Raw genomic sequence first — 25,659 nt, forward strand, 5'->3', positions numbered from 1 at the left:
GGAGCCGGCTTCCGGGGTGTGGCGGGCGGCCGTGGAGCGGGGCGTCTTCGCAGGTCAGGGACGTTTCTGCGGGAGCGACTTGCCAGACCCCGGGGAGGGTGCGTATGGTTATAGATCGTTTGATCCCATTGCCCGGCGCCGACTCCGAAGAGCGCCGTGTGGCGCGTACTCTCCCTAGCCGTGGCTGACCGCATTGAGGCGGTCGATTTGCGATTCACGGAGTTTGGGCGCGTGCCGAGACTCCGGAAGGTTTCGCATTTCGCATGTCCATTTCCAGTTCTGACCGTTCCGTCATGCCCGAGAACGACTCCAACGAGATCGTCGACGCCGAGGCCCTCGTGGTCACCGAGGCCATCGAGGCCGCAGAAGCCGACGAGATCATCGAGGCCCTTGAGGCCGACGTAGCGGCCGACGAGTCCGACGAGTCCGATGAGTCCATCGAGGACTCCGCCGACGACTTCGACGACGCCGACGCCGAGCCCACGATCACCTTCGGCGACCTCGGTCTGCCCGACGGCATCGTGCGCAAGCTCGCCCAGAACGGCGTCACCGCCCCCTTCCCGATCCAGGCCGCGACCATCCCGGACGCCCTGGCCGGCAAGGACATCCTCGGCCGTGGCCGCACCGGCTCCGGCAAGACCCTCTCCTTCGGTCTGCCGACCCTGGCCTCGCTGGCCGGCGGCCACACCGAGAAGAAGAAGCCCCGCGCGATCATCCTCACGCCGACGCGTGAGCTCGCGATGCAGGTCGCGGACGCCCTCCAGCCCTACGGCGACGTCCTCGGCCTGAAGATGAAGGTCGTCTGCGGCGGTACCTCCATGAGCAACCAGATCTTCGCTCTGGAGCGCGGTGTCGACGTCCTCGTCGCCACCCCGGGCCGTCTGCGCGACATCATCAACCGCGGTGCCTGCTCCCTGGCGAACGTCCAGGTCGCGGTCCTCGACGAGGCCGACCAGATGGCCGACCTGGGCTTCCTGCCCGAGGTCACCGAGCTGCTCGACCAGATCCCCGGCGGCGGCCAGCGCATGCTCTTCTCCGCCACCATGGAGAACGAGATCGGCACCCTGGTCAAGCGCTACCTGACCAACCCCGTCACGCACGAGGTCGACAGCGCGCAGGGCAACGTCACGACCATGACGCACCACGTCCTCGTCGTGAAGCCGAAGGACAAGGCGCCGGTCACGGCCGCCATCGCCGCCCGCAAGGGCCGCACCATCATCTTCGTCCGCACCCAGCTGGGCGCCGACCGCATCGCCGAGCAGCTCATCGAGTCCGGCGTGAAGGCCGACGCGCTGCACGGCGGCATGACGCAGGGTGCCCGTACCCGCGTCCTCGCGGACTTCAAGGACGGCTACGTCAACGCGCTCGTCGCCACCGACGTCGCCGCCCGCGGCATCCACGTCGACGGCATCGACCTGGTCCTGAACGTGGACCCGGCCGGCGACCACAAGGACTACCTGCACCGCTCGGGCCGTACCGCCCGCGCCGGCAAGTCCGGTGTCGTCGTGTCGCTGGCGCTCCCGCACCAGCGCCGCCAGATCTTCCGCCTGATGGAGGACGCGGGCGTCGACGCCACGCGTCACATCGTCCAGGGCGTCGGCGCCTTCGACCCGGAGGTCGCCGAGATCACCGGTGCCCGTTCGCTGACCGAGGTCCAGGCCGACTCCGCGAACAACGCCGCCAAGCAGGCCGAGCGCGAGGTCGCCGAGCTCACCAAGCAGCTCGAGCGCCTGTCGCGCCGTGCCGTGGAGCTCCGCGAGGAGGCCGACCGCCTGGTCGCCCGCTCCGCCCGTGAGCGCGGCGAGGACCCGGAGGCCGCTGTCGCCGAGGTGGCCGAGGCCGCCGAGGCCGAGGTCGCGGCTGCTGCCGCAGCCGCCGCCGCCGAGCTGGCCGCGCAGGAGCGCCGCGAGGAGCAGCGCGCCCAGCGCGACGACCGCGGCAACTTCGAGCGTCGCGACAACCGCGGTGGCGACCGTGGTGGCGACCGCGGCGACCGTGGCGGCTTCCGCCGTGACGACCGCGGTGGCCGTCCGTCCGGTGGCTTCAACCGCGATGACCGTGGTGGCGACCGCGGTGGCTTCCGCTCCGGTGGCGACCGTCCCTCCGGTGGTGGCTTCCGTTCCGGTGGCGACCGTCCGTCCGGTGGTGGCTTCCGTCGCGACGACCGTCCGTCCGGTGGCTTCAACCGCGATGACCGTGGTGGCGACCGCGGTGGCTTCCGTTCCGGTGGCGACCGTCCGTCCGGTGGTGGCTTCCGTTCCGGTGGCGACCGTCCGTCCGGTGGTGGCTTCCGTCGCGACGACCGTCCGTCCGGTGGCTTCAACCGTGACGACCGTGGTGGCGACCGTCCGTCCGGCGGTGGCTTCCGTCGCGACGACCGTCCCTCCGGTGGCTTCCGTTCCGGTGGCGACCGTCCGGCCACGGGCAACGGCACGTACAACCGTGACGACCGCACCTCCGGCGGCTTCCGCTCCGGTGGCGGCGACCGTCCGTTCAACCGCGACCGTCGTGACGACCGTCCCTCCGGTGGCTTCCGCTCCGGCGGCGCCGGCGACCGTCCGTACGGCCGCCGCGACGACCACCGTCCGTCCGGCTCCGGTTCCGGTTCCACCGGCGGCTTCGGCGGCGGCCGCCGCGACGACAAGCCGCGCTGGAAGCGCAACGGCTGATCGCAGCTGAGCTGAACCCCTGACAGGGCCCCCACGACTCCGGTCGTGGGGGCCCTGTCGCATGTTGCTACGATCCGAACTTTGCGGTGGGGGACACGGCAACGCGAAACCGCGGCCACCCCCGGCGCTCCGTTCTGGGGGGAAGTACACGCATGAGACGGTCACGTGTGCTGGGCGCCACCGCGCTCGCACTGGCCACGGGCATCGGCGCCCTCACCGCCGCACCGGCCGCCGCAGGACCCGCGGCCGCCGACGAACTGACGATCGCTCCGCTGCCGCATCGCACACCGTCGTACCAGTCGGTGTACGAGGCGGGCCCGAACGGCGTGATGCTCGACCGGCCCGGGCCCGGGAACATGTACTGGAAGAGCTTCGCGGACGGCCGCGAGGTGCCGCTCGCCGACTGCCCCTCCGGGCCGTACGGCAAGTGGATGAGCCTCGGCGACACCGTCGGCTGCGAATACCGCGACGCGTCCGGTACGACCGCGGGGCCGCTGACCCTCCACGACCAGGCCACGGGCCGCAGCGAGACCCTCGCCGCCCCGGCCGGCCGGTCCTGGACCAGCACCTTCTCGCCCACGCAGGTCCTGGCCACCGAGCAGGACGCCGAGGGCAGGCTCACCCTGCACCTGATGGGCCGTGAGAACGAACCGCGCAAGGACGTCACCGTCACCGCGCCGGAACGCATCCCGGCGCACCGGTTCTGGGTGCAGACCTCCGACGAGAAGGGCGCACTGATCACCTACCGGTCCGCCGCCGGCCAGGAGACCCTCGCCCTGCTCGACTTCGCCACGGCGACGCTGACCCCGCTGGCCCTGCCGGAAGGCGCGACGGATCCGGGCAACGTCGACTACGCCCTCGGCTCCCGGTGGGTCTCGCTGCGCAAGAGCGGATCCACCACGGCGACCCTGCTCTCGCGCGCCGACCTCGCCGTGACGCGCAGCGTCACGACCCCCACCGCGTACGGGCCCACGCAGCCCGTGGGCGACTGGCTCGTCGCGCAGGAGCGGGACAACGCGGTCACCGCCGTGCCCGTGGACGGCGGCGCTCCGCGCACCCTGCTCGCCCGGTCCTCGGACCGGGGCCTGACGACGGGCACGGACGGCTCCGCCTACCTGGCCGGAGGCACCGACTCCAGTCACTGGGCGATGTACCGGGTCACGCCCGGCCCCGACGGCGCCCCGGTGCTGTCGACGGTGATGGCCCTGCCTCCGGACCCCGCGGACCGGGTCACGCTCAGCCTCGCCCAGGGCCGGCTCATCACCGGCCAGGAGGACCCCGACCGCAGCCTCCAGGGCTACACGGTGCCCGTGTCCGGGACGTCCCCGCCGAACCAGACCCCGGACTGGAGCTGCGCGGAGGCGACGGACCCGCGGCTCTGCACGCCGCGGGCCCAGCTCCCCGGCTGGACCGTTCCGACCGGAGACGGACGGATCGTCTCGCTCTCGAGCAAGGGCGCCGGGGCGTGCGGTTCCCTCTGCGGGGTCGTGGTGAACGTGCGGGAGACCCGCCCCGGCGGCACGGTCCGCCAGGTGCCCCTGCCCGGCACCGACGAGATGCAGCCGTACCTGATCAAGAGCGCCTCGGGTCGGTACGTGCTGTTCACGGTGACCGAGAAGAACACCTCCCGGCTGCTGGTGGCCGACATCGACGCGGGGAAGGTCCTGGACTTCAAGCCCTCCCCGGCCGCGACCCTTTGGGGCTCCGCGCTCTGGGAGCGCGACGGGCAGACGGGCTCGGCGTTCGCCACCGACCTGCGGACCGGCTGGATCACCAAGCGCCAGGCCTTCGGCACGTCCTGCCGCGCGGACGAGATCCAGGTGAGCGGGGACTGGCTGTACGCGCTGTGCTCCGCCTTCACGGGCGGCCCCGTCGCCTTCCACATGCCGTCCAACAAGCGGATCCCGCTGCCCTTCGCGCCCGAGAGCGACCGCGTGCAGCTCGGCGACGGCTACCTCGTGCGCCAGGGGGGCGCCGGCCTGGAGGTCTACAACCTGCGCTCCGGCGCACCGGTGCGGGAGCGCGACATCGCGCAGGAGGAGACGAAGTACGGCAGCAACTGGACCCTCGACCGGTTCGGCGGCCGACTGGCCTACACCGACGCGGGCGAGACCGTTCACCTGGCCGGCGTCACCGGCAAGACCTCCCCGCTCGCGGCGATCGACCAGGACACCGCCGCCACCGTGGACTTCAAGCAGGCGAAGACCTGGCAGGCCCGCTGGTGGCTGTCCAAGCCCGTCTCCTCCTGGAAGCTGATGGTGCGCAACAAGACGTCCGGCATCACCACGGTCGTGCGCACCGGCACCGACGCGCGCGGCCTGATCACCCCCGCGTGGGACGGAAAGTCCCCGACCGGCTCGTACCTCTTCACCGGCGAGTACGAGTGGACGCTCACCGCCCGGCCCGCCGACGGCCACGGCGCCGAGTTCAGGACGTCCGGGACGGTCACCGTCACCGGTGTCCCGCCGGTCGCCCGGCCCCCGCTGCGCCCGTGAACTGACGGCGACAGGCCGGTCAGTCGATACCCGATCGGCTGACCGGCGCTGTCCGGCTATGCTCTGGGGTGAGCACCCTGGAGGGCCATTAGCTCAATTGGCAGAGCAGCGGACTTTTAATCCGTTGGTTGTCGGTTCGAGTCCGACATGGCCTACCGCTCATGGGTCGGAGGCGTGGCCTTCGGCCCGGCGCCGAGCGCCCCGTCCGGTTTCCGCCGGACGGGGCGCTCGGTCGTTTCCGGGGCGGGGCGTCCCCGTGCGTCTCCCTGCGTCTGCCTGCGTGAACGGACAGTCCGTCACCCCCGGGGACCGGCCGGGAAATCCGGTGGATCTCCTGGCCGCAGCGGGTAGCGTCGTCGACCGTGACTCCTGTTCTGCGCACCGAACGCCTGCTCCTCGACCCGTACACCCCCCAGGACGAGGAAGCCTTCGTCGCCCTCTTCCAGGACACCCGGGTGTCCCGGTGGATGGGGGACGGGCCCACCACCGAGGCCGAGGACCGGGCGCTCTTCGGGCGGGTCTTCACGAAGGTCTACGCCGAGAACCTGTTCGACGTCTGGGCCGTGCGGCGCGACGGCCGGCTGGTCGGGCACGCCGAGATCAAGCGGACCGAGGACGTCGACGGCCACGAGATCATCTACGCGCTGGCCCCGGAAGCCTGGGGATCGGGCCTCGGCACCGAGATCGCGGAGGCGATCGTCGCGTACGGCTTCGCCACCCTCGGCCTGACCGAGGTGCACGCCACGGTGGCCGCGCCCAACACGGCCTCCCTGGCCCTGCTCGCCCGTATCGGCTTCACGCACGTCCGGGACGTCCGGGAGGAAGACGGCTCCACCACCCGCGTCCTGACCCGGCGCCGCCCCTGAGCGCGGGCGGCCCGCCGCAACGAGGAGCGCCCCACCCGCTTGGCTGCGGGTGGGGCGCTCGGTCGTGCGGGGTGTGATCAGGCGGAGGTGCCGCGACGGCGGCGGCCGAGCCAGGCGGCGGCCGCGCCGAGCGTGACCAGGGCGGCCGCGAGGCCGGCGTACAGGCCGTTGGACGAGCCGGCGCCGGTGTTGGCGAGGGAGCCGGTGGAGGAACCCGTGGTCGTCACGTTGGTGTTGCCCGTGGAGGTGGCGACGGCCGGCCGCACCGTGGGGGTGGCGGAGGGCGTGGCGGACGGCGTGGTGGACGGGGCCGTGGAGGGAGCGGTGGACGGGGTGTCGACCGGCTCCACGATCGGGATGAGCGGGAACTTCACGGAGACGGTCTTGAGCGGGTAGGTGTTGCCCTCGGCCTGGCGGACCTCGGCATCCATCGTGATCGTGGTCTTCTTCGTCAGCTTGGTGTCCTTGCCCAGGCTGATCCGCAGCGGCAGGGTGTGGATGCCGGAGGCGGCGCCGAAGCCCTTGGGGATCCGCGGAAGCTCGTAGCGGCTGTCCTCGACCTTCAGGTCCTGCCAGCGGTCGTCGATCATGGCCTGCAGGCGGAAGTCGGCGTCCTGCTCGCCCGGGTGGGACACGCTCAGGCTGGTCGCGAGGGCGGTGGCGAACGTGCCGTCGCCGGTGGCCTGGTAGTGCAGGTCCAGGTACGCGCGCTGCTCCTGGCCGTCCTTGCCCGAGCTGATCTGCTTGAACCAGGTCTTCAGCTCGCCGGTCTTGGTCTGCGGGTCGACCTTGAAGACGTGGGAGTCCGCGCCGCCCTTCGCCACCGAGTTGTTGTAGCTGGTGGCGGTGAAGTTGAAGTCACCGTTGTTGGTCGGGTAGTTCGCGCCGAGACCGAGGGTGACCTTCCAGGTCAACTTGCCGTTCGCGGGGATGTCGAAGCCGCTGTCCGACTCCGGGGAGCCGGCCGCGGGGAAGAACGTGCCCTGCCACTCGCCGTCCTGCTGGCCGATCGACGACTTGGTCGCCGGGGCGTCCACCGCGTCGACCTTGAAGACGACGTCGTCCTCCTGCAGCCGGCTCGGGCCGTTCGGGTCCAGGAGCAGCCACGGCTTGTACGTGACGGCCTTGCCGGTCGGGTTCTTCACCGTCAGGTCGAAGGTCTCGGTGGCGCCGCCGCGGGTCAGCGGACCGCTGGGGACGGGAGCACCCATCTCCGTACGCAGCACGGCGTGGTCGTCGGTGGTGGGTGCGGCGGACGCGGCGGTGGCCGAGAGCGGCAGCAGAGTGGTGACAACGCCGGCGACGACTGCGATGGCGGCTGCGGTGCGAACGGACATGGTGGACTCCCCCCGGGAATCACAGGGGCATCGGCGGAGCGCCGAGCCGGTTGGTGTGTGGGTGTGCCGCCCGGCCGGTTCGTCTTCCCCCTGGCCTCTGCGACAAGAGAATCATCGCCCGCGGCCGATCGCGGAACCATCCCTGCAGTGTCACCGCCGTGCAACAGAGATGATCTTCGTCGCCGGATGCCGGTTTCGGGTCGGTTTTAGGGCTTTGACCTGCGGTGATGTCGATCCGGGGGCGGTCCGGCGGCTTATTGGCGGAGGGCTCCCCCCCGGATGGCGTAGAGTTGTGTTTACCGACGCGGGGTGGAGCAGCTCGGTAGCTCGCTGGGCTCATAACCCAGAGGTCGTAGGTTCAAATCCTGCCCCCGCTACTCAGTACGAAGGCCCGGTTCCCTCAAGGGAACCGGGCCTTCGTCGTGTTCCGGCCCCGGCACCCGGCCCGCCCCGTCTCGCCCCGTCTCGCGCGTCGTCACCCGGACGGCTGCCGCCGGGTCGCCCCGCGCCCGCTCCTGCCGCCAGCCTTGAGGGGCGAGGCGGCAACGGGCCCGCACCCGTAACCAGGGACCGGGCGGCAGGAGAGCAGCGTGGCGGGGCTGGGCCGGCAGGGCAACGGGGGGCGCGCGGGCGGCGGTGGCAACGGCAGGCCCGCGGGCGGCGGCAACGGCGTGGCCCGGCGGGTGGTCCGGGTGCTGCCGGGTGCGCTGATCGTCCTCGGACTGGTCTTCAGCCTGCTGACCCCGCCCAGCTTCACCGGATCCCCCTTCTTCACCGCGGCCCCGCTGATCGCCGCCCCGCTGTTCAGCCTCCGGGCCACGGCGGCCACCGGCGCCCTGGCCATGCTCACGGTGTTCCTGCTGCACGTCCCCAACGACACCGGGTGGAGGGTCGAGGCGCTGACCGAGTTGGCCACCGTCCTGACCGTGTCCGGGCTGGCGTTGCTGATCAACCGGGTGGTGCGGCGCAGCGGCGAGCAGCTCGCGTCCGCGCGCGGGATCGCCGAGGCCGCGCAGCGGGCGGTGCTGCCGAAGCCCGCCGAACGCATCGGGGGGCTGCACGTCTCCGCCTGGTACGAGGCCGCGCAGGCCGACGCCTTCATCGGCGGGGACCTGTACGCCGTCCAGGAGACCCCGTACGGAGTGCGGCTGGCGGTGGGCGACGTACGGGGCAAGGGGCTCGGGGCGGTGGAGGCCGTCGCGGTGGTCCTCGGGGCCTTCCGGGAGGCGGCCGAGACCGAACCCACGCTGGAGGCGGTGGCGCAGCGGCTGGAGCGGGCCCTGGCCCGGGAGGGCACCCGGCGCCACAGCCTGGACGCGGTGGAGGGGTTCACGACGTGCGTGCTCGGGGAGATCCCGCCGGGTGCGGGGGTGCTGCGGCTGCTCAACCGGGGCCATCCCGAACCGCTGCTGCTGTACGCGGACGGGGAGCTGGTGGTGCTCGCCCCGGCGGAGCCCGCCCTGCCGCTCGGCCTGGGGGAACTGGGCGCCGGCCGGCCGGACCGGGCGCAGGAGTGGGCCTTCCCGGCGGGGACCACCCTGCTGCTCTACACGGACGGGCTGACGGAGGCCCGGGACCGGTCGGGGGAGTTCTACGATCCGGCGGGCCGGCTCCGCGGGCGGATCTTCCCCGGGCCGCAGGCGCTGCTCAGCGCGCTCAGCAGCGATGTGCGCCGGCACACGGGCGGCGGGGCGACGGACGACATGGCGCTGCTCGCGGTGGGCCGGCCCGGGCCGGGGCAGCCGGAGCGGCGGCGGACCGTGCCGGTGGTGCGGCGGGGCGATGACGCGTGACAATGCGTGACTGTCCGCAGTCGAACGACTGCTCTCCGTAAGTTGTTTGACGACCCGTCATGTTACATCTGTGGCTGGAGTGGTGAGGTAGTGCCTTGATTTTTGCCCCGGTTGTGCACTTCTGGGCGAAAAGGCATGGCCAAAGCCGTTCAGGGAGTGGCTGATTATGTGAACGATCAAGCGGAGAAGCTTGGAATCACTCCCCTGCGTCTATTACCTTTCGATAACGCAGCGCGGTCGTCCCAGCCGTCGCAAGAGACGGCACCGTGCGCGCGCGCGTCGCTGCGCGTCGATGAGGAGTGTGCCCCGGTGGCCTCCAACTTGCCTGCCCCTGAAGGCACTGAGATCCAGGAGCCGCCCACCGCGGGTGCCTGGGGCGAGTGGAATCCCACCGAGGATTCGGTCCGTCCGGTCCGCGGCAAGCACCGGGTCGCCAAGCAGCGCGGGGGACTCGCCCGCAGCTCGACCGTGCTCGGCGTCGGTGTCATCGCGGCGGTCGGCGCCAGCGGCATCGCCACCGCGCAGGACCGGCCCCAGGTCGCGATATCCCTGCCGGCCCTGCCCGATCTGCCCGACCTGATGCCCGGGGGCAAGGCGCAGCAGTCGGACGGCGGTTCCGGATCGGAGGCCGCGACGGCGGCCCGGACCGGGATCATCGCGCAGCAGTCCCAGCAGTCCCAGCAGGGCGCGGACGCCGGAGAGGTGCTGCGCAACCGCATCCTCCAGCAGGCCGAGTCCCAGCAGGACGCCGCCGAGGCCCAGGTCCGGGCGGAAGCCGAGCGGGCCGCGCAGGCGGCCGCCGCCCAGGAGGCCAAGGACAAGCTGGAGGCCGCCCGCCAGGCCGAGGAGGCGAAGGCGCAGGCCGAGGCGAAGGCGGCGGAAGAGGCCGAGACCGCCCGGAAGGCCGCCGAGGCCAAGGCCGAGCAGGAGCGCCTCGCCGCGTCGTCCGGGGGCTGGTTCCTGCCGACCTCCGCCTACACCCTCACCTCGTACTACGGAGCCTCCGGCTCCATGTGGTCCTCCGGCCAGCACACCGGCCTCGACTTCGCGGCCCCGACCGGCACCCCGGTCAAGGCCGTAGGCGCCGGAAAGATCACCTCGGCCGGCTGGTCCGGCGCGTACGGCTACCGGATCGTGCTGCAGCTCGAGGACGGCACGGAGGTCTGGTACTGCCACCTCTCCTCGATGTCGGTGACCTCCGGGGCGGTGGGCGCCGGCGAGACCATCGGCCGCGTCGGAGCCACCGGGAACGTCACCGGACCCCATCTCCACTTGGAAGTACGCAAGGGCGGCTCGACGGTGAACCCGCTGACGTGGCTGGAGTCCAAGGGCCTGAACGTCTGAGGTCCGGGTCGGGGCCGCGGGCCGGGGTCGGGTCAGTCGCCGGCGTCGGGTCCGGATTCGGGCTCGCGTCCCGGTCCGCGTCCGTGTCCGGGGCCGCTCGTCTAGGCCGGGGCACGGCTGCTGCTGCAGCACCCGGTGCGGACGCGGGTCCCAGGGGATCGAACCACGGCGGAAGCAGCTCCTCCATGACCGCGGCCCGCGCCAGTGCGGGACCCGCCGTCGCGCGGCGCTGCCAGAGCCGGTGCAGCAACTCCCGCTCCCGGCCCGCGAAATCAGGCTCCCGTGCGGGGCCGCCGCACCGCGCCCGGTTCCGCAGCAGGGCCAGGGCGGTCGCGTCCGCCTCGTACCGGGCGACGGCGCGTCCGGCGGCCCGGCCCCCACTGCGCCGGGCCAGGGCGCGGGCCAGCGACCGGGCCGGCATCGAGGCCAGGGCGGGCACCTCGGCGGGACCGAGCCAGCCCGCGGCCGCGTACAGCGCCAGCTCCCCGGCGACGGCCCGCAGCCGTCCGCGCCGTATCCACACGGCCAGCCACACCAGCAGCCCGAACACCGGGACCATCACGCAGCCGTAGACCACGTAGAACCCGTGCTCGCCGAACTGCGAGGAGCCGTTCCACAGGGCGTGCATGCCCATGGCCAGCGCCAGGCCGAGCATCGGCAGGCAGATCCTGCGCGAGCGGCGGGCACTGAGCGCGGCCGCGCCGAAACCGAGCCCGGTGAGCACCGTGAACAGCGGGTGCGCGAACGGCGACAGCACGATCCGTACGAAGAAGGTCGCCGCCGTCACCGAGTCCAGTACACCGGTGCCCCCGGCCCGGTCCTCACCGAAGGCGCTCCCGAGGTAGAGGATGTTCTCGGTGAAGGCGAAGCCGGTGGCGGTGAAGCCGGCCACCACGAAACCGTCGGCGGGGCCGGTGAAATGGCGTCTTCGGAACACGAACACCAGCAGCAGGGCCACCGCCTTGGCACTCTCCTCCACCACCGGGGCGATCGCCACCGAGCCCAGGTGATCGGCGCCGGACGGGTCGGCGGTGGCCGCGGCTATCCACTCGGTGGCGAAGTTGTTGGCCAGTATCGCGATCAGCGCCGCGGTGCAGGCACCCCAGCCGAAGCAGAACAGCAACTGCGGCCAGGGCGCGGGCGCGGCCCGGCCGAGCCACCGGAACGCCGCCATGAGCGGCGCCACCGGCAGCAGGGCCAGACCGAGACCGACGAAGAAGCCGGCGGTACCGGTCTGTTCCCGCACGAGTTCGAGGATGGCGATGCCGGTGACGGCGAGCAGGGCGAGGAGCACGCACGTGCGGACCGTGCCGGACGGACGTGGGAGCACAGGGCGGAGCGCTCGGGACACGTCATGACCCTAGCGATACGCTCTGACACACGCAGTGACGTTGTCAGTTCTGCGTGCGACGGAAGAGCAAGTCGTGTACGACGTGGCCCTTGTCGAGTCCCTGGCCTTCGAAGCGGGTGAGCGGCCGGAACGCGGGGCGCGGGGAGTAGCCGCCGTCGGGCTGCGTGTTCTCGAAGTCCGGGTGCGCGGTGAGCACTTCGAGCATCTGCTCGGCGTACGGCTCCCAGTCGGTCGCGCAGTGCAGTACGGCCCCGGGCGCCAGGCGGGTGGCGGCCAGCGTGAGGAACTCGGGCTGGATCAGCCGGCGCTTGTGGTGGCGGGCCTTGGGCCAGGGGTCCGGGAAGTACACGCGCAACCCGGCCAGCGAGTCGGGCGGCAGCATCTCGCGGAGCAGGATGATGGCGTCGCCGTTGGCCACGCGGACGTTGGTCATCCCGCCCCGCTCGGCGAGGGCGAGGAGGTTGCCCTGGCCGGGGGTGTGCACGTCGGCGGCGAGGATCCCGGTGCCGGGGTCGTCGGCGGCCATCTGCGCGGTCGCCTCGCCCATGCCGAAGCCGATCTCGAGGACGACCGGGAGGCCGTCGAAGAGCTTCTCGAGATCGATGACCTCGTGCCCGTCGATGTCCAGGCCCCAGGTGCCCCAGAGCCGCTTCAGGGCCTCGCCCTGGCCGGTGGTGACCCGGCTGCGGCGGGGCTGGAAGCTCCGGATCCGCCGCTCGTGGTGCGAGCCGGCCGGGTCCGGGGAGGGCCCGTCGGGGAAGCGGGGCTCGGTGCGCCACTTGGGCGGCACGTACGAGGTCGCCTCCGGCGCGGCGTCCGGGAGGCTGGGCGACTGGGGATTCAGGGACTCAGACACAATGCGCTGATTCTACGACCCGGGAACCCACCGGTCAGGTGCGGCGCCGCTGCGGGGCTCCGCCCCCGCCTCAAACGCCGGCGAGGCTGAAAGCCCGGGGCTCCGCCCCGAACCCCCGCGCCTCAAACGCCGGCGAGGCTCTATTCCAGCCCCCTCCGCGCCTCATGTGACGGCGGGGCTGAAAATTTCAGCCCCGCCGGCGTTTGAGGCGCGGGGTCTGGGGCGGAGCCCCGGGAGGCCGGCGTGGGCCCGCTCAGGTCGAGCCGAGGGTTCGAAGGGCTCGGGAGGCGATCTCACGGCCGATCGGCAGCGAAGCGGTGGCGGCCGGCGACGGCGCGTTCAGGACGTGCACCGTCCGCGGGGCGTCCCGGATCAGGAAGTCGTCCACCAGCGTGCCGTCCCGCAGCACGGCCTGCGCGCGCACCCCGGCCGCGGCGGGGAGCAGGTCCGCCGGGGTGACGGCCGGCAGGAGGCGCCGTACCGCCCGGGTGAAGGCCTGCTTCGACAGCGAGCGGTGGATCTCGCCCGTCCCGTACCGCCAGTGCCGGGCGGCCATCCGCCAGGATCCCGGCCAGGCGAGCTCGTCCGCGATGTCCTGGGGCCGCACCGTCGACCAGGCGTAGCCCTCGCGGGCCAGCGCGGGCACGGCGTTGGGCCCGACGTGGACGCCGCCGCCGATGCCGCGGGTCAGGTGCACGCCGAGGAAGGGGAACGCCGGGTCGGGCACCGGGTACACCAGCCCCCGGACCAGTTCCGGGCGGGCCAGGTCGTAGTACTCGCCCCGGAAGGGGATGATCCGCATCCCGGGGTCGTCGCCGGCCAGCCGGGCGATCCGGTCGCACTGCAGGCCCGCGCAGTTCACCAGCACCCGGGCCTTGACCACCAGGCCGGACGTGGTGCGCACCGCCACCGCCGACGCGCGCCGCGAGATCAGGTCGACCGCGCCGCCGTAGACGATCTCCGCGCCCGAGGACTCCGCCAGCTGCGCGGTCACCCGGCCGTAGTCCACGATCCCGGTGCTGCCGACGTGGATCGCGGCGAGGCCCCGCACCTCCGGCTCGTACTCCGTGATCTGCGCGGGGCCCAGCTCGCGCACCGGGATGCCGTTCTCCCGGCCGCGCTGGACCAGGGCGTGCAGCCGCGGCAGCTCCTCCCGCTCGGTGGCGACGATCAGCTTGCCCGTCACCTCGTGCGGAATGCCGTGCTCCGCGCAGAACTTGACCATCTCGGCGGCGCCGCTCACCGCGAAGCGCGCCTTCAGTGATCCCGGGCGGTAGTAGATCCCGCTGTGGATCACCCCGCTGTTGCGCCCCGTCTGGTGCCGGGCCGGGCCGGCTTCCTTCTCCAGGACGACCACCCGGGTCCCCGGAGCCAGGCGCGACAAGGCGTGCGCCGTCGACAGGCCGACGATCCCGCCGCCGATCACCAGCACATCGCAGTCCACGCCGCCGCCCACGCTGACACCTCCCACCCCTGCATACTGCACCCCGGCACCGACAATGCGGCCACGCGGGTCCCCGGGCCTCTCCGGCCCGATCCGGAAATCAGTCCCTACGCCGGCGTCACCAACAGCGGCCGCGCCCGCTCGCGCAGCTCCGCGACGCGCGGTTCGTCCCCGTACGGTTCCAGGCGATGGAGCAGGTCCCGTACGTATTCGGTCGTCCGCGCCGAGGAGATCCGGCCCGCCACCTCCACCGCCCGGGTGCCCGCCGCGCACGCCGCGTCGAGGTTGCCCGACTCCAGCTCGGCGACCGCGCTCACCACCAGCCGCAGCCCGTGCGAGCGTACGTACTCCTCGGTGGGCCGGGACAGCGCCTGCTCGGTGAAGCGCCGTACCTGCCGCGGGAGTTTGAGGTCCCGGTAGCATTCTGCCGCATCTGCCGCGAAACGGTCGTACGAGTAGAAACCGAGCCAGGTCGGATCCGGATCGCCTTCCCGGGCCCGCTCCAGCCAGCCCTCCGCCGCCCGCAGCGCGGCCCCGGCGGCCGTCGAATCACCCGCCTTCGCGTGCGCCCGCGCCTCGACCAGCCGGAAGAAGCTCATGGTGCGGGCGGTGGCCAGGCCGCGGTTGCGTTCGACGGCCGCCTGCGCGAGGTCCACGCCCTCGTCCGCGAAGTCCCGGTAGGTCGCCTGCAGGGACATCGAGGCGAGCACGTAGCCGCCGAGCGGTACGTCCGCGGCGGCGCGGGCGAGCCGCAGCGCCTGGATGTAGTAGCGCTGGGCCGCTTCCTGCTGGCCGGTGTCGAAGGCCATCCACCCGGCCAGCCGGGTCAGTTCGGCGGTCGCGCCGAACAGGGCGCGGCCCACCTCGTCGGTGTACGAGCCGAGCAGCAGCGGCGCCGCGTCCACCCGCAGGCACTCCGGGACCATCGACGAACGCCAGTCCCCGCCGCCGTACTTGGAGTCCCAGCGGCGGGCGTCCTCGGCGGCCTCGCGCAGCTTCGTCACGTCGTTGTGGCCCACGCGCTGGCCGTGGTCGCGCGGCGTTTCGGCGCCGGGCTGGGCGGGCACAACGGTGGACGGCGGGCCCGGCACCAGGCCTGCCATCGGACCTGTCGCCGGTCCGGTCGTACGGCCCTCCGGGGAGGGCCGGGGACCTGGTGCCGGTGCCTCGTGCGCCGGCGCCGAGGCCGGTTTCCCGTGCGCCGGTGCATGCGTCGGCGCGTCGTGAGCCGAGGAGGTCGCCGTCACGGGGCGCTGGGGCGAGGGGTGCGCGTCCGCGGAACCGGAGGTCGCGGAACCGGAGGTCGCGGAACCGGAGGTCGCGGAACCGGACGTCGTGGAGCCGGGCGCCGTGGAGTCAGGTGTCGTGGACCCGTGTGCCGCAGGGCTGTGAGCCGCGGGAGTGTGGGCCGCGGGAGTGGGGGCCGGGCCCGCCGGTTCCCGGGCCACCGAGCCGTCAGCGGGAGATATCAGCCACCGCGAGGCGGGCGTCGCGTACGCCGCCACGGAGAAGGAACCCGCCAGCGACTGCCAGATCCCGCCACCGCCGCGGCGGCCGGCGAGGTCGAGCCGGTAGAGGTCGGTGGCCGAGCGCACCGCCGCGCCGACATCGCGCGGGAAGGCCAGGCCCACCTCGGGCGCGGGGTCCGCGTCCGCCAGTCCGATCTCGTGCAGCGGCACCGGCCGCCCCAGCTTGGCGCCGATGGCGGCGGCGATCAGATGCGGGGCGGCGCCCTGCGGCACCATCCCCTTCGACACCCACCGGGCCACCGACGTCTTGTCGTACCGAAGCGTCAGGCCGCGCTGCGCGCCGAGGTCGTTGACCCGCCGGGCCAGCCCGGCGTTGCTGATGCCCGCGAGGGCGAGGACGGCGCCGAGCTTCTCATTGGGCTCGCGGAGCTCCCTGGACATGCGCCACCCCTCGTCACACGCGGAACGCATACGCCGCCGGGGCATAGGCGCCCGGCATTTCGTAAACCCAGCGTAGTTCCCCGCCTCCCAAGCGTTAAGGCCCTTACTCCCGTATGGCGGGATTGTTGTCCGTTTGCACAGTCCGCCCCGGGCCCGGCTCCGGGGCGCACGTGTCATCGCGTGCTCCGTCCGTGTGGCCGTGCGCCCGCCCGTGCGCTCTGGCCGGTGCCGGGGCCCGGCGATTCGATGTGCGGTGCGTGGGTCGGCCCGCTGCGCGGATCGGGTGGGCCGGGGGATGCCGCTACCTCAATCCCCGCGGGTGGCGGAACGGTCCGGGGGGCGGATTCCGCCTCCCGGACCGCGCCCGTGCACTGAGTGCCGGCACCGTGCTCCGGCTCTCCCGGCAGCCGAAGAATGGCTGAAAGCGACCTATGGGGCGGTGGGAACGGAACGCCAAATACCGCGTTGCCGGGGCGTGTTCGTTTGCATGTGCGCCCCCTTTAACCACTCTCGCACGCCTGTCCCGTGGCAGCATGGACCCGAGCCACCCGGGGTCCCGCCGACCGCGCCCTCAGCGCCGTCCGTGCTGCCCGTGCCCCGGTCATGTGCCCACAGGCTGGGGAGGCGGCGGTGCGCTGGTTGGTGGGTTGGAGCAGTATCGCCGCGAGCTTCGGCACGGCCGGCCGGGTCTCCGGACACGTCTCCGGCCAGGGCGGACACGGAGCGGGCGGATACGGCGAGAGCGGTGCGCCCCTGCGCGGCGGCATCGCGGACGCCGCCCATCCGGACGACCCCGGCGCGGACGCGGAACGCACCGTCCACCCCGTCGGCGCCCAGCTGCTCTGGGGCGACCCCGACCCCCTGTGGGCCGTCGGCGACTGGCGCCCCGACGAGATCCGCACCGTCACCGCCGATCCCGCCGACCCCTTCACCCGGCTCGCCGTCCTCGGCTGCTGCGGCGCGACCGACGCCGAACTGCGCCGCGCCCTCTACGCCGCCCGCGGCGGGGCGCTGCGCCACCTCACCCAGTGGTCCGGCAGCTACACCGCCGTCGTCCAGGCCGGCCGCCGGATCACCGTCGTCGGCGACCTCGCGGGCGCGCGGCCCGTCTTCTACACCCCCTGGGCGAGCGGCACGGCGTACGCCACCGCCGCCCTCCCGCTCGCCGACCTCATCGAGGCGCAGCTGGACATCGGCCACCTCGCCGCCCTGCTGGCCTGCCCGGACAGCCCGGAGGCACTGGGCGACGGCACACCGTACGCCGGGGTCCGGCGCATCGCGCCCGGGCACGCGCTGATCCTGCGCGAGGGCTCCCGCGAGATCACCGGCTACGAGCAGGTCGCCTCGCTCGCGGTGGCCGCCCCCGAGGCCGATCCCGAGCGCGCGGTGGAGGGCGTACGGGAAGCGTTGGTGGACGCGGTGCGCGCCCGGCTCACGGCTCCGCGGCATGCTCCCGACATGATGCCGCCGTACGATCCCGGCCCCGTGCCCGGAATGGGCCCCGCCGACCGGCGCGCCGCCCGCGGCGCCCCGGCCCCCGGGGTGGGCGCCGACCTCTCGGGCGGCAGCGCCTCCGCGACGCTCGCCCTGCTGGCGGCCGGTCTGCCGGGGGCCCCGGGCACCCTGCTGAGCCCCGCCGGGGCGCGGCTGCTGGCCGTCACCTTCAACGACCTGGCCACCCCGCAGGGGCGCGAGGCCGAACTGGAACGGGCCAGAGCCATCGCGGCCGACCCGCGCCTGCACCACGTCGTGGTGGCCGCCGCCGAGGAAGCCCTCCCGTACGCCGACCTCGACGGCCCGCTGACCGACGAACCCGGCCCCTCGCTCGTCATCGCCGCCCGCGAGCGGCGAAGACTGGCCGCAGGATCGGCCGACCACTTCACCGGCCACGGCGCCCGCCAGGTCCTCGACGCCCACCCGGCCCGCATGGCCGACCTCCTGATGGACCGCCGGCGGCGCCACCTGCTGCGGCCGGTGGCGGCGCTGGCCCGCTCGGCCTCCGCCTCCGGGGAGTCCCTGCTGGTGCCGCTGACCGTGTACTCGGCGGCCCGCAGACTCGCCCGTACGACGTACCGTGCGGGCATGGAGGCCGCCGCGGCCCGGCTCCGCGAAGGCGGGGTCACCCAGCGCGCCTCCGGTCCGGTGGACGCCTCCCTCGCCGCCCTGACCTGGTCGCGCCCCGGCCCGGCGGCGGGCTGGCTCACGGGGGAGGCCCTGGCGGAAGTATCGATCCGCCTCGCGGCCGCGGCCGGCCGCCCGCCGCTGTCACTGCGGCCGGGGGAGGCCCGCGCCCGCTCGCTGCTCGCCCGTCACGCCGCGGACCACCGGGTGTTCGAACAGGCCGTGGAGGTCCGCAGCCAGCGCCTGCACGCCCCCTTCCTGGACAACCAGGTCGTACGGGCCGCCCGCGCGCTCCCCGAGTCCCTGCGCGTCCAGCCCGGGGCCCGGGCCGCGATCCTGCGCAGCGTCCTGACCTCGGCCGGGGTGCGCGAGTTCCCGCCGGGCTGGGGAGCGACGGCCCACGCCCCGAACGAGACGGCGACCCGGCTGGGGCTGCGCGCCGCCCTGGGCGACCTGCTGGACCTGTTCGCCTCCCCGCTGCTCGCGGACGCCGGCCTGATCGAGGCCCGGGTCGTGCGCCAGGCCCTGCTCGACGCGGCGGACGGCCGCCCGGTCCCGCTGGACGGGCTCGCGGAACTCGTCTCGATGGAGCTGTGGCTGCACCGCCTGCTGGCCCGGCGCGGCACCTGCTGGACGGGCACGTCCGCGGCCCGGCGGCGGGCGGTGCCCGAGGGGGTCCCCGTACACCGCCCGGCGCTGTCCTGACGTCGTACCGTCTCGATGTCGTGCCGTCGTGCCGTCGTGCCGTCCTGACCAGGCGGCGACGCCGAGCGCCGGCGCGGCGGCGACGGTCGCGGAGCCGAGGGCGGCGGCCGGTGCGTGGGGCAGCAGGACCAGGGCCGTGGCGGGCACACGAGGACGAGGAAGCGACATGAGCGACGCAGTGGACGCGATCGTCGGTCAGTGGGCAGCGGAACGCCCCGACCTGGCGGCAGGCCTCTGGCCCGTCGAGGTCCTGGCCCGCATCCAGCGGATGAACCGGATCCTCGACAAGCACCTCAAGGCCTTCGCGGCCGAACGCGACCTGGAGGTGGGCGAGGTCGACATCCTCTTCACCCTCCGCCGGTCCGGCCCCCCGTACGCGCTCACCGCCGGCGCCCTCGTCCCGGCCGCGATGGTGACCTCCGGCGCGATCACCAACCGCATCGACCGGATGGAGGCCAAGGGCCTGGTCGAGCGGGTGAGGGACGGTCAGGACCGCCGCACGGTGCGGATCCGGCTGACCGAACAGAGCCTCGAGATCACCCAGTCCCTGATCGAGGACCACCTCCGCCGCTGCACGGAACTCCTCGCCCCGCTGGACCCCGCCACCTGCGCCACGCTCGCCCAGGCCCTGCGCACGCTCCTGGAGGACAACGGGGACACCTCGACCACCTGAGACCCGGCGCGGCAGCAGCACGGGCGGTACGGCGGCGGTACGTGGGGCCCGTACGCCGCAGTACGGGGTATGGGGTACGGGGTACGGGGGTGGGGCCCGGAGTCGGCGCCCTCCCAAAACCTGCCGCCTCCCCCGCATGGGCCGGGCAGAATTGGCAGGTGCGGTATCTCATCCTTGGCGCCACCGAGGCGCGCGACGAGACCGGCGCCCCACTCCCCATCGGCGGCGCCCGCCTGCGCGCGCTCCTCGCCGCCCTCGCCCTCCGCGCCGGCCGCCAGGCCTCCGTCGCCGACCTCGTCGACGACGTCTGGGGTGACGATCCGCCCCAGGACGCCCCCGCCGCCCTCCAGGCACTCGTCGCCCGCCTCCGCCGCGCCCTCGGCGCCCGGGACGCCGTCCGCTTCGCCCCCACCGGCGGCTACCTCCTGGCCGTCGCCCGCGACGACGTCGACCTGCACCGTTTCACCCGGCTGGCAGCCCAGGGCGGCCAGGAACTGGCCACCGACCCGGAAGCCGCCGCCCGCACCCTGCGCACCGCCCTCTCCCTGTGGCGCGGGCCCGCCCTCGCCGACCCGCCCGAGCCCGCCCGCACCGCCCACGCCGCCGCCCCCGAGGGCTGCCGCGACGCGGCCCTGCGCGACCGCATCGAGGCCGACCTGCGCAGCGGCGCCACCGCCCCGGCCGCACTCCTGCCGGAGATCGAGGCGCTGGTCCACGCCTGCCCGTACGACGAACGGCTGCGCGCCCAGCAGCTCCGCGCCCTCCGCGCCGCCGGCCGCCCCGCCGACGCCCTCGCCGCCTACGAACACACGCGCCGCACCCTGGCCACCACCCTCGGCACCACCCCGGGCCCCGAACTCACGGCCCTGCACACAGAACTACTCCACCCCCACCCCGAGCAGGGCCGGCCCGGACACTCCCCGGCCCCACACCCCCACCCCGCGCACGGCCTGCCCGGGCCCTCCCAGCCGGCGCCCTTCCAGCCGGCGCCCGCTCAGGCGCCGCCCGCCCAGCTGGCGCTTCCCCAGCCGGCGCCCGCTCAGGCGCCGCCCGCCCAGCTGGCGCTTCCCCAGCCGGCGCCCGCTCAGGCGCCGCCCGCCCAGCTGGCGCTTCCCCAGCCGGCGCCCGCTCAGGCGCCGCCCGCCCAGCTGGCGCTTCCCCAGCCCGCGCACGCCCAGGCGCCGCCCGCCCAGGCCGCGTACGCCCAGCCAGCGCTTCCCCAGCCCGGGCCCGCTCAGGCGGTGCCCGCTCAGGCGGTGCCCGCTCAGGCGGTGCCCGCTCAGGCGGCGCCCGCCCAGGCCGCGCCCGCCCAGCCCGCGTACGGCCAGCCGGCGCTTTCCCAGCCCGGGCCATCTCAGCCCGGGCCCGCCCAGGCTGCGGACGGCCAGGCCGTGCAAGACGTGCCCGCGCATTCCCAGCCCGCGCCCGCCCGACCCCCGCACTCCCAGCTCGGCCACGCCCAGCCCCCGTACCCCCAAGCCGGCCACCCCCACCCCCACCCCCCGCACCCTCAGCCCGTGCAGGGCCAGCCGGAGGCCCCCCAACCGGAAGGCCCCCGGGGGAATATTCGGCCCCGTCTGACCTCCTTCGTCGGGCGGGAGCCCGAACTCGCCTCGCTGCGTGGCGACCTGGCCCGGCTGCGTCTCATCACCCTCACCGGGCCCGGCGGTTCCGGTAAGACGCGCCTCGCCGAGCACGCCGCCTCCGCCCACCCCGAAACCGGCTGGATCGTCGAACTCGCCTGCCTCGACCACCCCGCCGCCGTTCCCGGCGCGGTCCTCAGCGCCCTCGGCCTGCGCGAGAACTCCCTGGTCGCCCGCGAACGCGAGAGTCCCGGCCCGGTCGCCGCCGACCCCACCACCCGCCTCGTCGAACACTGCGCGCACCGCAGCCTGCTCCTCGTCCTCGACAACTGCGAGCACGTCATCGACGCCGCCGCCGAACTCGCCGAGCGGCTCCTCACCCACTGCCCCGGCGTACGGATCCTGGCCACCAGCCGCGAACCCCTCGGCATACCGGGGGAGACCGTCCGCCCCGTCGAGCCCCTGCCGCCCGACCCCGCCCAGCGCCTCTTCGCCGACCGCGGCGCCTCGGCCCGCTCCGGCTTCACGCCCGCCGAGGACCCGGCCGCCGTGGCCGAGATCTGCGCCCGCCTCGACGGCCTGCCCCTTGCCATCGAGCTCGCCGCAGCCCGGCTGCGCCTCCTCACCCCGCGCCAGATCGCCGACCGCCTCGACGACCGCTTCCGGCTCCTGACCAGCGGCAGCCGCACCGTGCTCCCCCGCCAGCAGACCCTGCGCGCCGTCGTCGACTGGTCCTGGGACCTCCTCGACGAGCCCGAGCGGACCGGCCTGCGCCGCCTCTCCGTCTTCGCCGGCGGCTGCGACCTCGCCGCCGCCGAAGCCATCTGCGCCGACCCCGCCTACGACACCGCTGACGTCCTCGGCTCCCTCGTCGACAAATCCCTCGTCCTGGCCGAACCCCAACCCGAGCCCGAATCCGCTCCCGCCCCCGCTCCCGCCCCCGACACCGCCCCCGGCACCGGCCGTCGCGGCATGCGCTACCGCATGCTCGAAACCATCCACGAGTACGCCGCCGAGCGCGCCGCCGCCCACCCCGCCGACGCCCGGGCCACCGCCCGCCGCCACGCCGCCCACTACCTCGCCCTCGCCGAGCAGGCCGAGCCCCTGATCCGCTCCGCCGCCCAGCTCCCCTGGATCCGGCTCGTCGAGACCGAGCTCGACAACCTCCGCGCCGCCCTCCACACCACCGTCGCCGAAGAGGCCGACACCGAGTCCGCCCAGCGCCTCGTCTTCGCCCTCGGCTGGTTCTGGTGGCTGCGCAACTACCGCACCGAGGGCGCCGAGTGGACCACCCGCGTCCTCGCCCTCACCCCCGCCGAACCGCCCGAGGACTCACCCGCGTACTGGCCCTTCGCGCGCCTGCAGGTCCTCGACATGTTCCTGCTCGCCGAGGGCAACCCCATCGAGAAGTTCCGCACCCGCGAGTACCGCGACCTCGCCACCCGCATCAAGAAGACCTTCCGCCACGGCTCCCCCGAGACCACCCGCTTCCCCGGCATGCTCTGGCCGGCGACGGCCTTCCTCACGGGCGACGCCCTCGCATTCCACGCCGACCTCGACGCGTCCGTCGCCAATTGCCGGCGCCACGCGGGCGATTGGGAACTCGGCGTCGTCCTCATGCTCCGCACCCACGTCGCCATCGACGTCACCGGCGGCCTGCCCACCGTCGACGCCGACCTCGCCGAACTGCACGAGATCGCCCGCCGCGTCGGCGACCGCTGGACCCGCGCCCAGGTGGCGAGCGCCGCCGGGGAGGTCGCCGTCTCGCGCGGCCGGTACGCCGAGGCCCGCACCGAGTACGAGGAGTGCCTGCGCCTCGCCCGCGAGGTCGGGGCCCACGTCGAGGCGCCCTTCGCCATCGCCCGGATCGCCGAGGCCGCCTACTGCGCGGGGGACCTCGACGACGCCGAGCGGCTCCTGGCGGCGGCCGACAAGGAGGCGGACCGGCACGGCGGCGTGTACGACGTCAGCTCCTACGCCCGGCTCCTCGGGGCCCTGCTCGCCCTCCAGCGCGGCGACGCCGTCCGCGCCCGCGGCGAGTGCGAGCAGGCCCGCGCCCAGGCCGAACGGATCACCGTGCCCGCACAGCTCACCGCCGGGCTGGACACCGTCGACGCCGTCCTCGCCGCCCGCGAACAGGGCCCGGAGGCCGGCCTGGCCCTGATCGGACCCGGCCTCGCCGCAGCCGTCGCGGCCCGGTGCGCCGAACGCTTCCTGGCCGGGATGGCCGAGGCGGCCGCCGTGCTGCTGGCCGACGCCGGCCGGCCCGCCCAGGCCGTACGGGCCCTCGCCGCGGCCACCGCGTGGCGCGCGGGCCATCCGCGGTCGGTTCCGGAGCGCGGCGCGGTGGAGGGCCTCCCGGACCGGACCCGCGCCCTGCTGGGACCGGCCCGCTACACGCGGGAGGAGTCCGCCGGCACCGCGCTCACCCCGGCCGAGTTGGCCGCGGAGCTCACCGGCAGCTGATCTCGGCGTCGGCCCAGCTCGCCAGCGCGGGCAGGCTGCCCCGCCCGGCCCGCTCCACCACCAGCCGCAGCATCTTGCGCCCGGCGAGGGAGACCTGCACGGACGCCGGCGGGTCCCCGTACCCGAGGGCGGCGGACTGCCACAGCCGCTGCCCGTCCCCGTACACGGAGAACCGCACCGTGCCGTCGGTGAACATCGACAGGCCGTCCACCCCGGCCCGCGCCGAGAAGGTGGTGCACTGCCGGTTGAGGGCGATCTCCACCGAGGAAGGCGAGTTGACGGTGATCCCCTGGGTGAACCGGCGGTCGCCGACCTGCAGCCCCCAGCGCTGCCACACCCAGCTGCTGCGCCAGGTCTGCACCTCCGGACCGCTGTGGTCGCCGTAGGCCGAGTGGTCGAGCCGGGCCAGCTGGAACCCCTGCGGCGGCTTCGCAGGCGGCCGGCTCGGCGTCACCGAGGGCCCGCTCGGGGACGGCGTGGGCGCGGGCTTCTCCCGGCTCGGGGAGGGCGTCGGGGAAGGGGAGGGCGAGGGCGATGCGGGAGCGGTGGAGGCCGGGGCCGACGGCGTCGGCTCCGGCCGCTGCGGTACGGAGCTCCGCGCGGGCGGCGGTTCCGCCCCGGGCGGGCTCGGCTCCGCGGAGGGCGGGGCGGGGGCATCGGGCACCACCGGCGCCGCCACGCTCGGCGCGGGCTTGGCCCGGGCCTGAGGCTCGGTCTCGTCACCGGCCAGCGCGAACACCACCCCGGCGGCCGCGGCCACCGCGATCCCTGCGGCTATGGCGGCCTTGGCGGGCAGCCCGAGCCCTTCGGAAAGCAGCGCGCCCCCGGCGGCCCCACTCCCGGCTCCCGCCCCACCGGCCCCCGCTCCGGCTGCGCCCCCCGCAGCCCCGGCGCCCCCTGCTGTCCCCGCGGCCCCGGCCCCCGCGCTCGACCCACCGGCGGCGGCCGCCGCGACCCCGGCCCCGCCCGCGGCGACGGCCCCACCGGCCACCACCCCGGCGGCCTTTGCCGCGTACCCGGCGGCGAACCACCCGATGACCGCGACCGGGAGCAGCGCGGGAATGCCCGCGTTGACGTCCTTGAGCTCCCCGGCGGCCACCCGGCACTTCGCGCACTCCTCCAGGTGCTTGCGCAGCCCCCGCTCCGCCCGCATCCGCAGCCCGCCCCGCGCATAGGCGCCGAGCCGGTCCGCGTAGCGCGCGCAGTCGCCGCCCTCGCTCAGCGCCGCACTCACGTGGGCCTGCAGATAGGCCTGCTTGAGCCCCTCCCGGGCGCGACTGGCCAGCACCGCGGTCGCGTTGGCGCTCAGCCCGAACAGCGGCGCGATCGCGCTCGGCGACGCCTCCTCGACGGTGGTGTGCCACAGCACGGCCTGCCACCGCTCGGGCAGACTGCGGAACGCCTGCATGGCCAGCGACTGCTCGGCCTCGTGCATCGCCCGCACGTCCGCGCCCAGTTCGAGCGTGTCGTCCCCGGAGAACCCCGACAGCCCGCCGGGGGAGCCACCACTCTCCGCACCCGTGGCCGCCTGCTCCGCGAAGAGGGCGAAGTCCTCGACGAGGTGCTCCCGCCTGGCGGTCTTCGCCCAGGCCGCGGCAACCCTGCGCACGGTGGTCAGCAGGTAGGCCCGCACCAACTGGTCCGGCCCGGCCCCGCCCCGTACCGCCTGCAGGGTCCGCGCGAACACCTCGGCGGTCAGGTCGTCGGCGGTGTGCCCGTCCCGGCAGCAGGTCCGTGCGTAGCGCCGTACGGCATCGGCGTGGCGACGGAACAGCTCCGCGTACGCACCGTCGTCACCGCCCCGCATCCGGGCGATCAAGTCCCCGTCGGACGGCGGCAGCTCGCTCCCGATGCCTCCGGGTCCGGAAGAGCCCGAGGGGCGCGCGTGCCGCCCCGCCGGTTCGCGCTGGGCCGGCACCTGTCGGGCGGGCAGGCTGCCCGCCTCCACCTCGCTGCCGACGCCACCGAGTGGCTCTTCCCGCCCGTCAACGCCCATCGCGGAAGCCCCCGCACGACACACTCAACCGGTACACCGATCAAGCGTGT

General features: G+C 74.4%; 14 protein-coding genes and 2 tRNA genes. 10 read left to right on the forward strand and 6 right to left on the reverse strand.

Annotation, left to right across the window (positions count from 1 at the left end; genetic code table 11):
• The first annotated feature begins 263 nt into the window (after positions 1 to 263).
• The 4 genes from OG534_RS19335 (at position 264) to OG534_RS19350 (ending at position 6,030) form a co-directional block, all read left to right on the forward strand.
• A complete protein-coding gene (locus OG534_RS19335) occupies positions 264 to 2,669 on the forward strand; it encodes a DEAD/DEAH box helicase (protein ID WP_326589318.1) in 2,406 nt (801 codons plus the stop codon).
• Between the two features lie 152 nt (positions 2,670 to 2,821).
• On the forward strand, positions 2,822 to 5,164 hold the full coding sequence (locus OG534_RS19340; protein ID WP_326589320.1) for a hypothetical protein: 2,343 nt from the start codon (positions 2,822 to 2,824) through the stop codon (positions 5,162 to 5,164).
• 82 nt (positions 5,165 to 5,246) lie between these two features.
• Positions 5,247 to 5,319: transfer RNA gene (locus tag OG534_RS19345), tRNA-Lys, on the forward strand.
• A 207-nt stretch (positions 5,320 to 5,526) separates the two neighbouring features.
• A complete protein-coding gene (locus tag OG534_RS19350) occupies positions 5,527 to 6,030 on the forward strand; it encodes a GNAT family N-acetyltransferase (protein WP_326589321.1) in 504 nt (167 codons plus the stop codon).
• A gap of 77 nt (positions 6,031 to 6,107) precedes the next feature.
• Here OG534_RS19350 and OG534_RS19355 read toward each other — a convergent pair whose 3' ends face one another.
• On the reverse strand, positions 6,108 to 7,367 hold the full coding sequence (locus OG534_RS19355; RefSeq protein ID WP_326589322.1) for an LPXTG cell wall anchor domain-containing protein: 1,260 nt from the start codon (positions 7,365 to 7,367) through the stop codon (positions 6,108 to 6,110).
• A 303-nt stretch (positions 7,368 to 7,670) separates the two neighbouring features.
• Between OG534_RS19355 and OG534_RS19360 the strand changes: the two genes are divergently transcribed.
• From OG534_RS19360 to OG534_RS19370, 3 genes are all read left to right on the forward strand, one after another.
• Positions 7,671 to 7,744 (forward strand) — tRNA-Met (locus tag OG534_RS19360).
• Between the two features lie 213 nt (positions 7,745 to 7,957).
• Positions 7,958 to 9,160 (forward strand): PP2C family protein-serine/threonine phosphatase, encoded by a 1,203-nt coding sequence (locus tag OG534_RS19365; protein ID WP_442807110.1) that lies wholly within the window; start codon positions 7,958 to 7,960, stop codon positions 9,158 to 9,160.
• Between the two features lie 309 nt (positions 9,161 to 9,469).
• Positions 9,470 to 10,504, forward strand: coding sequence for a M23 family metallopeptidase (locus OG534_RS19370; RefSeq protein ID WP_326589324.1), 1,035 nt, complete (start codon positions 9,470 to 9,472; stop codon positions 10,502 to 10,504).
• Here OG534_RS19370 and OG534_RS19375 read toward each other — a convergent pair.
• The 4 genes from OG534_RS19375 to OG534_RS19390 all read right to left on the reverse strand — a co-directional run bounded on the left by OG534_RS19375 (position 10,413) and on the right by OG534_RS19390 (position 16,065).
• The gene (locus OG534_RS19375; RefSeq protein ID WP_326589326.1) at positions 10,413 to 11,855 is read right to left on the reverse strand and encodes a PrsW family intramembrane metalloprotease; all 1,443 of its coding nucleotides are present in this window, start codon (positions 11,853 to 11,855) and stop codon (positions 10,413 to 10,415) included. The genes OG534_RS19370 and OG534_RS19375 overlap by 92 nt on opposite strands.
• Positions 11,856 to 11,898: 43 nt before the next feature.
• Entirely contained in the window at positions 11,899 to 12,711 is an 813-nt protein-coding gene (trmB, locus tag OG534_RS19380) for a tRNA (guanosine(46)-N7)-methyltransferase TrmB (RefSeq protein WP_326589328.1), read from the reverse strand.
• Positions 12,712 to 12,964: 253 nt separating this feature from the next.
• Complete coding sequence (lhgO, locus tag OG534_RS19385; protein ID WP_326589329.1) at positions 12,965 to 14,197, reverse strand: L-2-hydroxyglutarate oxidase; 1,233 nt, start codon at positions 14,195 to 14,197, stop codon at positions 12,965 to 12,967.
• A gap of 65 nt (positions 14,198 to 14,262) precedes the next feature.
• Complete coding sequence (locus OG534_RS19390; protein WP_326589331.1) at positions 14,263 to 16,065, reverse strand: sporulation protein; 1,803 nt, start codon at positions 16,063 to 16,065, stop codon at positions 14,263 to 14,265.
• 630 nt (positions 16,066 to 16,695) lie between these two features.
• Here OG534_RS19390 and OG534_RS19395 point away from each other — a divergent pair.
• The 3 genes from OG534_RS19395 (at position 16,696) to OG534_RS19405 (ending at position 23,613) form a co-directional block, all read left to right on the forward strand.
• The gene (locus tag OG534_RS19395; RefSeq protein WP_326589332.1) at positions 16,696 to 18,891 is read left to right on the forward strand and encodes an asparagine synthase-related protein; all 2,196 of its coding nucleotides are present in this window, start codon (positions 16,696 to 16,698) and stop codon (positions 18,889 to 18,891) included.
• 166 nt (positions 18,892 to 19,057) lie between these two features.
• A complete protein-coding gene (locus OG534_RS19400; RefSeq protein ID WP_326589334.1) occupies positions 19,058 to 19,564 on the forward strand; it encodes a MarR family winged helix-turn-helix transcriptional regulator in 507 nt (168 codons plus the stop codon).
• A gap of 158 nt (positions 19,565 to 19,722) precedes the next feature.
• Entirely contained in the window at positions 19,723 to 23,613 is a 3,891-nt protein-coding gene (locus OG534_RS19405; RefSeq protein ID WP_326589336.1) for an AfsR/SARP family transcriptional regulator, read from the forward strand.
• On the opposite strand, the gene OG534_RS19410 is transcribed toward OG534_RS19405, so the two are convergent.
• Complete coding sequence (locus OG534_RS19410) at positions 23,600 to 25,609, reverse strand: sigma-70 family RNA polymerase sigma factor (protein ID WP_326589338.1); 2,010 nt, start codon at positions 25,607 to 25,609, stop codon at positions 23,600 to 23,602. The two genes, OG534_RS19405 and OG534_RS19410, sit on opposite strands and share 14 nt — an antisense overlap.
• Positions 25,610 to 25,659 lie beyond the last annotated feature (50 nt).

This window comes from Streptomyces sp. NBC_01294 (assembly GCF_035917235.1).
Classification (GTDB): Bacteria; Actinomycetota; Actinomycetes; order Streptomycetales; family Streptomycetaceae; genus Streptomyces; species Streptomyces caledonius.

What these genes read in the sequence shown, in the direction of transcription:
- OG534_RS19335 (WP_326589318.1), top strand. Translation starts at nt 264, where the DNA reads ATGTCCATTTCCAGTTCTGACCGTTCCGTCATGCCCGAGAACGACTCC.
- OG534_RS19340 (WP_326589320.1), top strand. Translation starts at nt 2,822, where the DNA reads ATGAGACGGTCACGTGTGCTGGGCGCCACCGCGCTCGCACTGGCCACG.
- OG534_RS19355 (WP_326589322.1), bottom strand. Translation starts at nt 7,367, where the DNA reads ATGTCCGTTCGCACCGCAGCCGCCATCGCAGTCGTCGCCGGCGTTGTC.
- OG534_RS19390 (WP_326589331.1), bottom strand. Translation starts at nt 16,065, where the DNA reads ATGTCCAGGGAGCTCCGCGAGCCCAATGAGAAGCTCGGCGCCGTCCTC.
- OG534_RS19400 (WP_326589334.1), top strand. Translation starts at nt 19,058, where the DNA reads ATGAGCGACGCAGTGGACGCGATCGTCGGTCAGTGGGCAGCGGAACGC.
- OG534_RS19410 (WP_326589338.1), bottom strand. Translation starts at nt 25,609, where the DNA reads ATGGGCGTTGACGGGCGGGAAGAGCCACTCGGTGGCGTCGGCAGCGAG.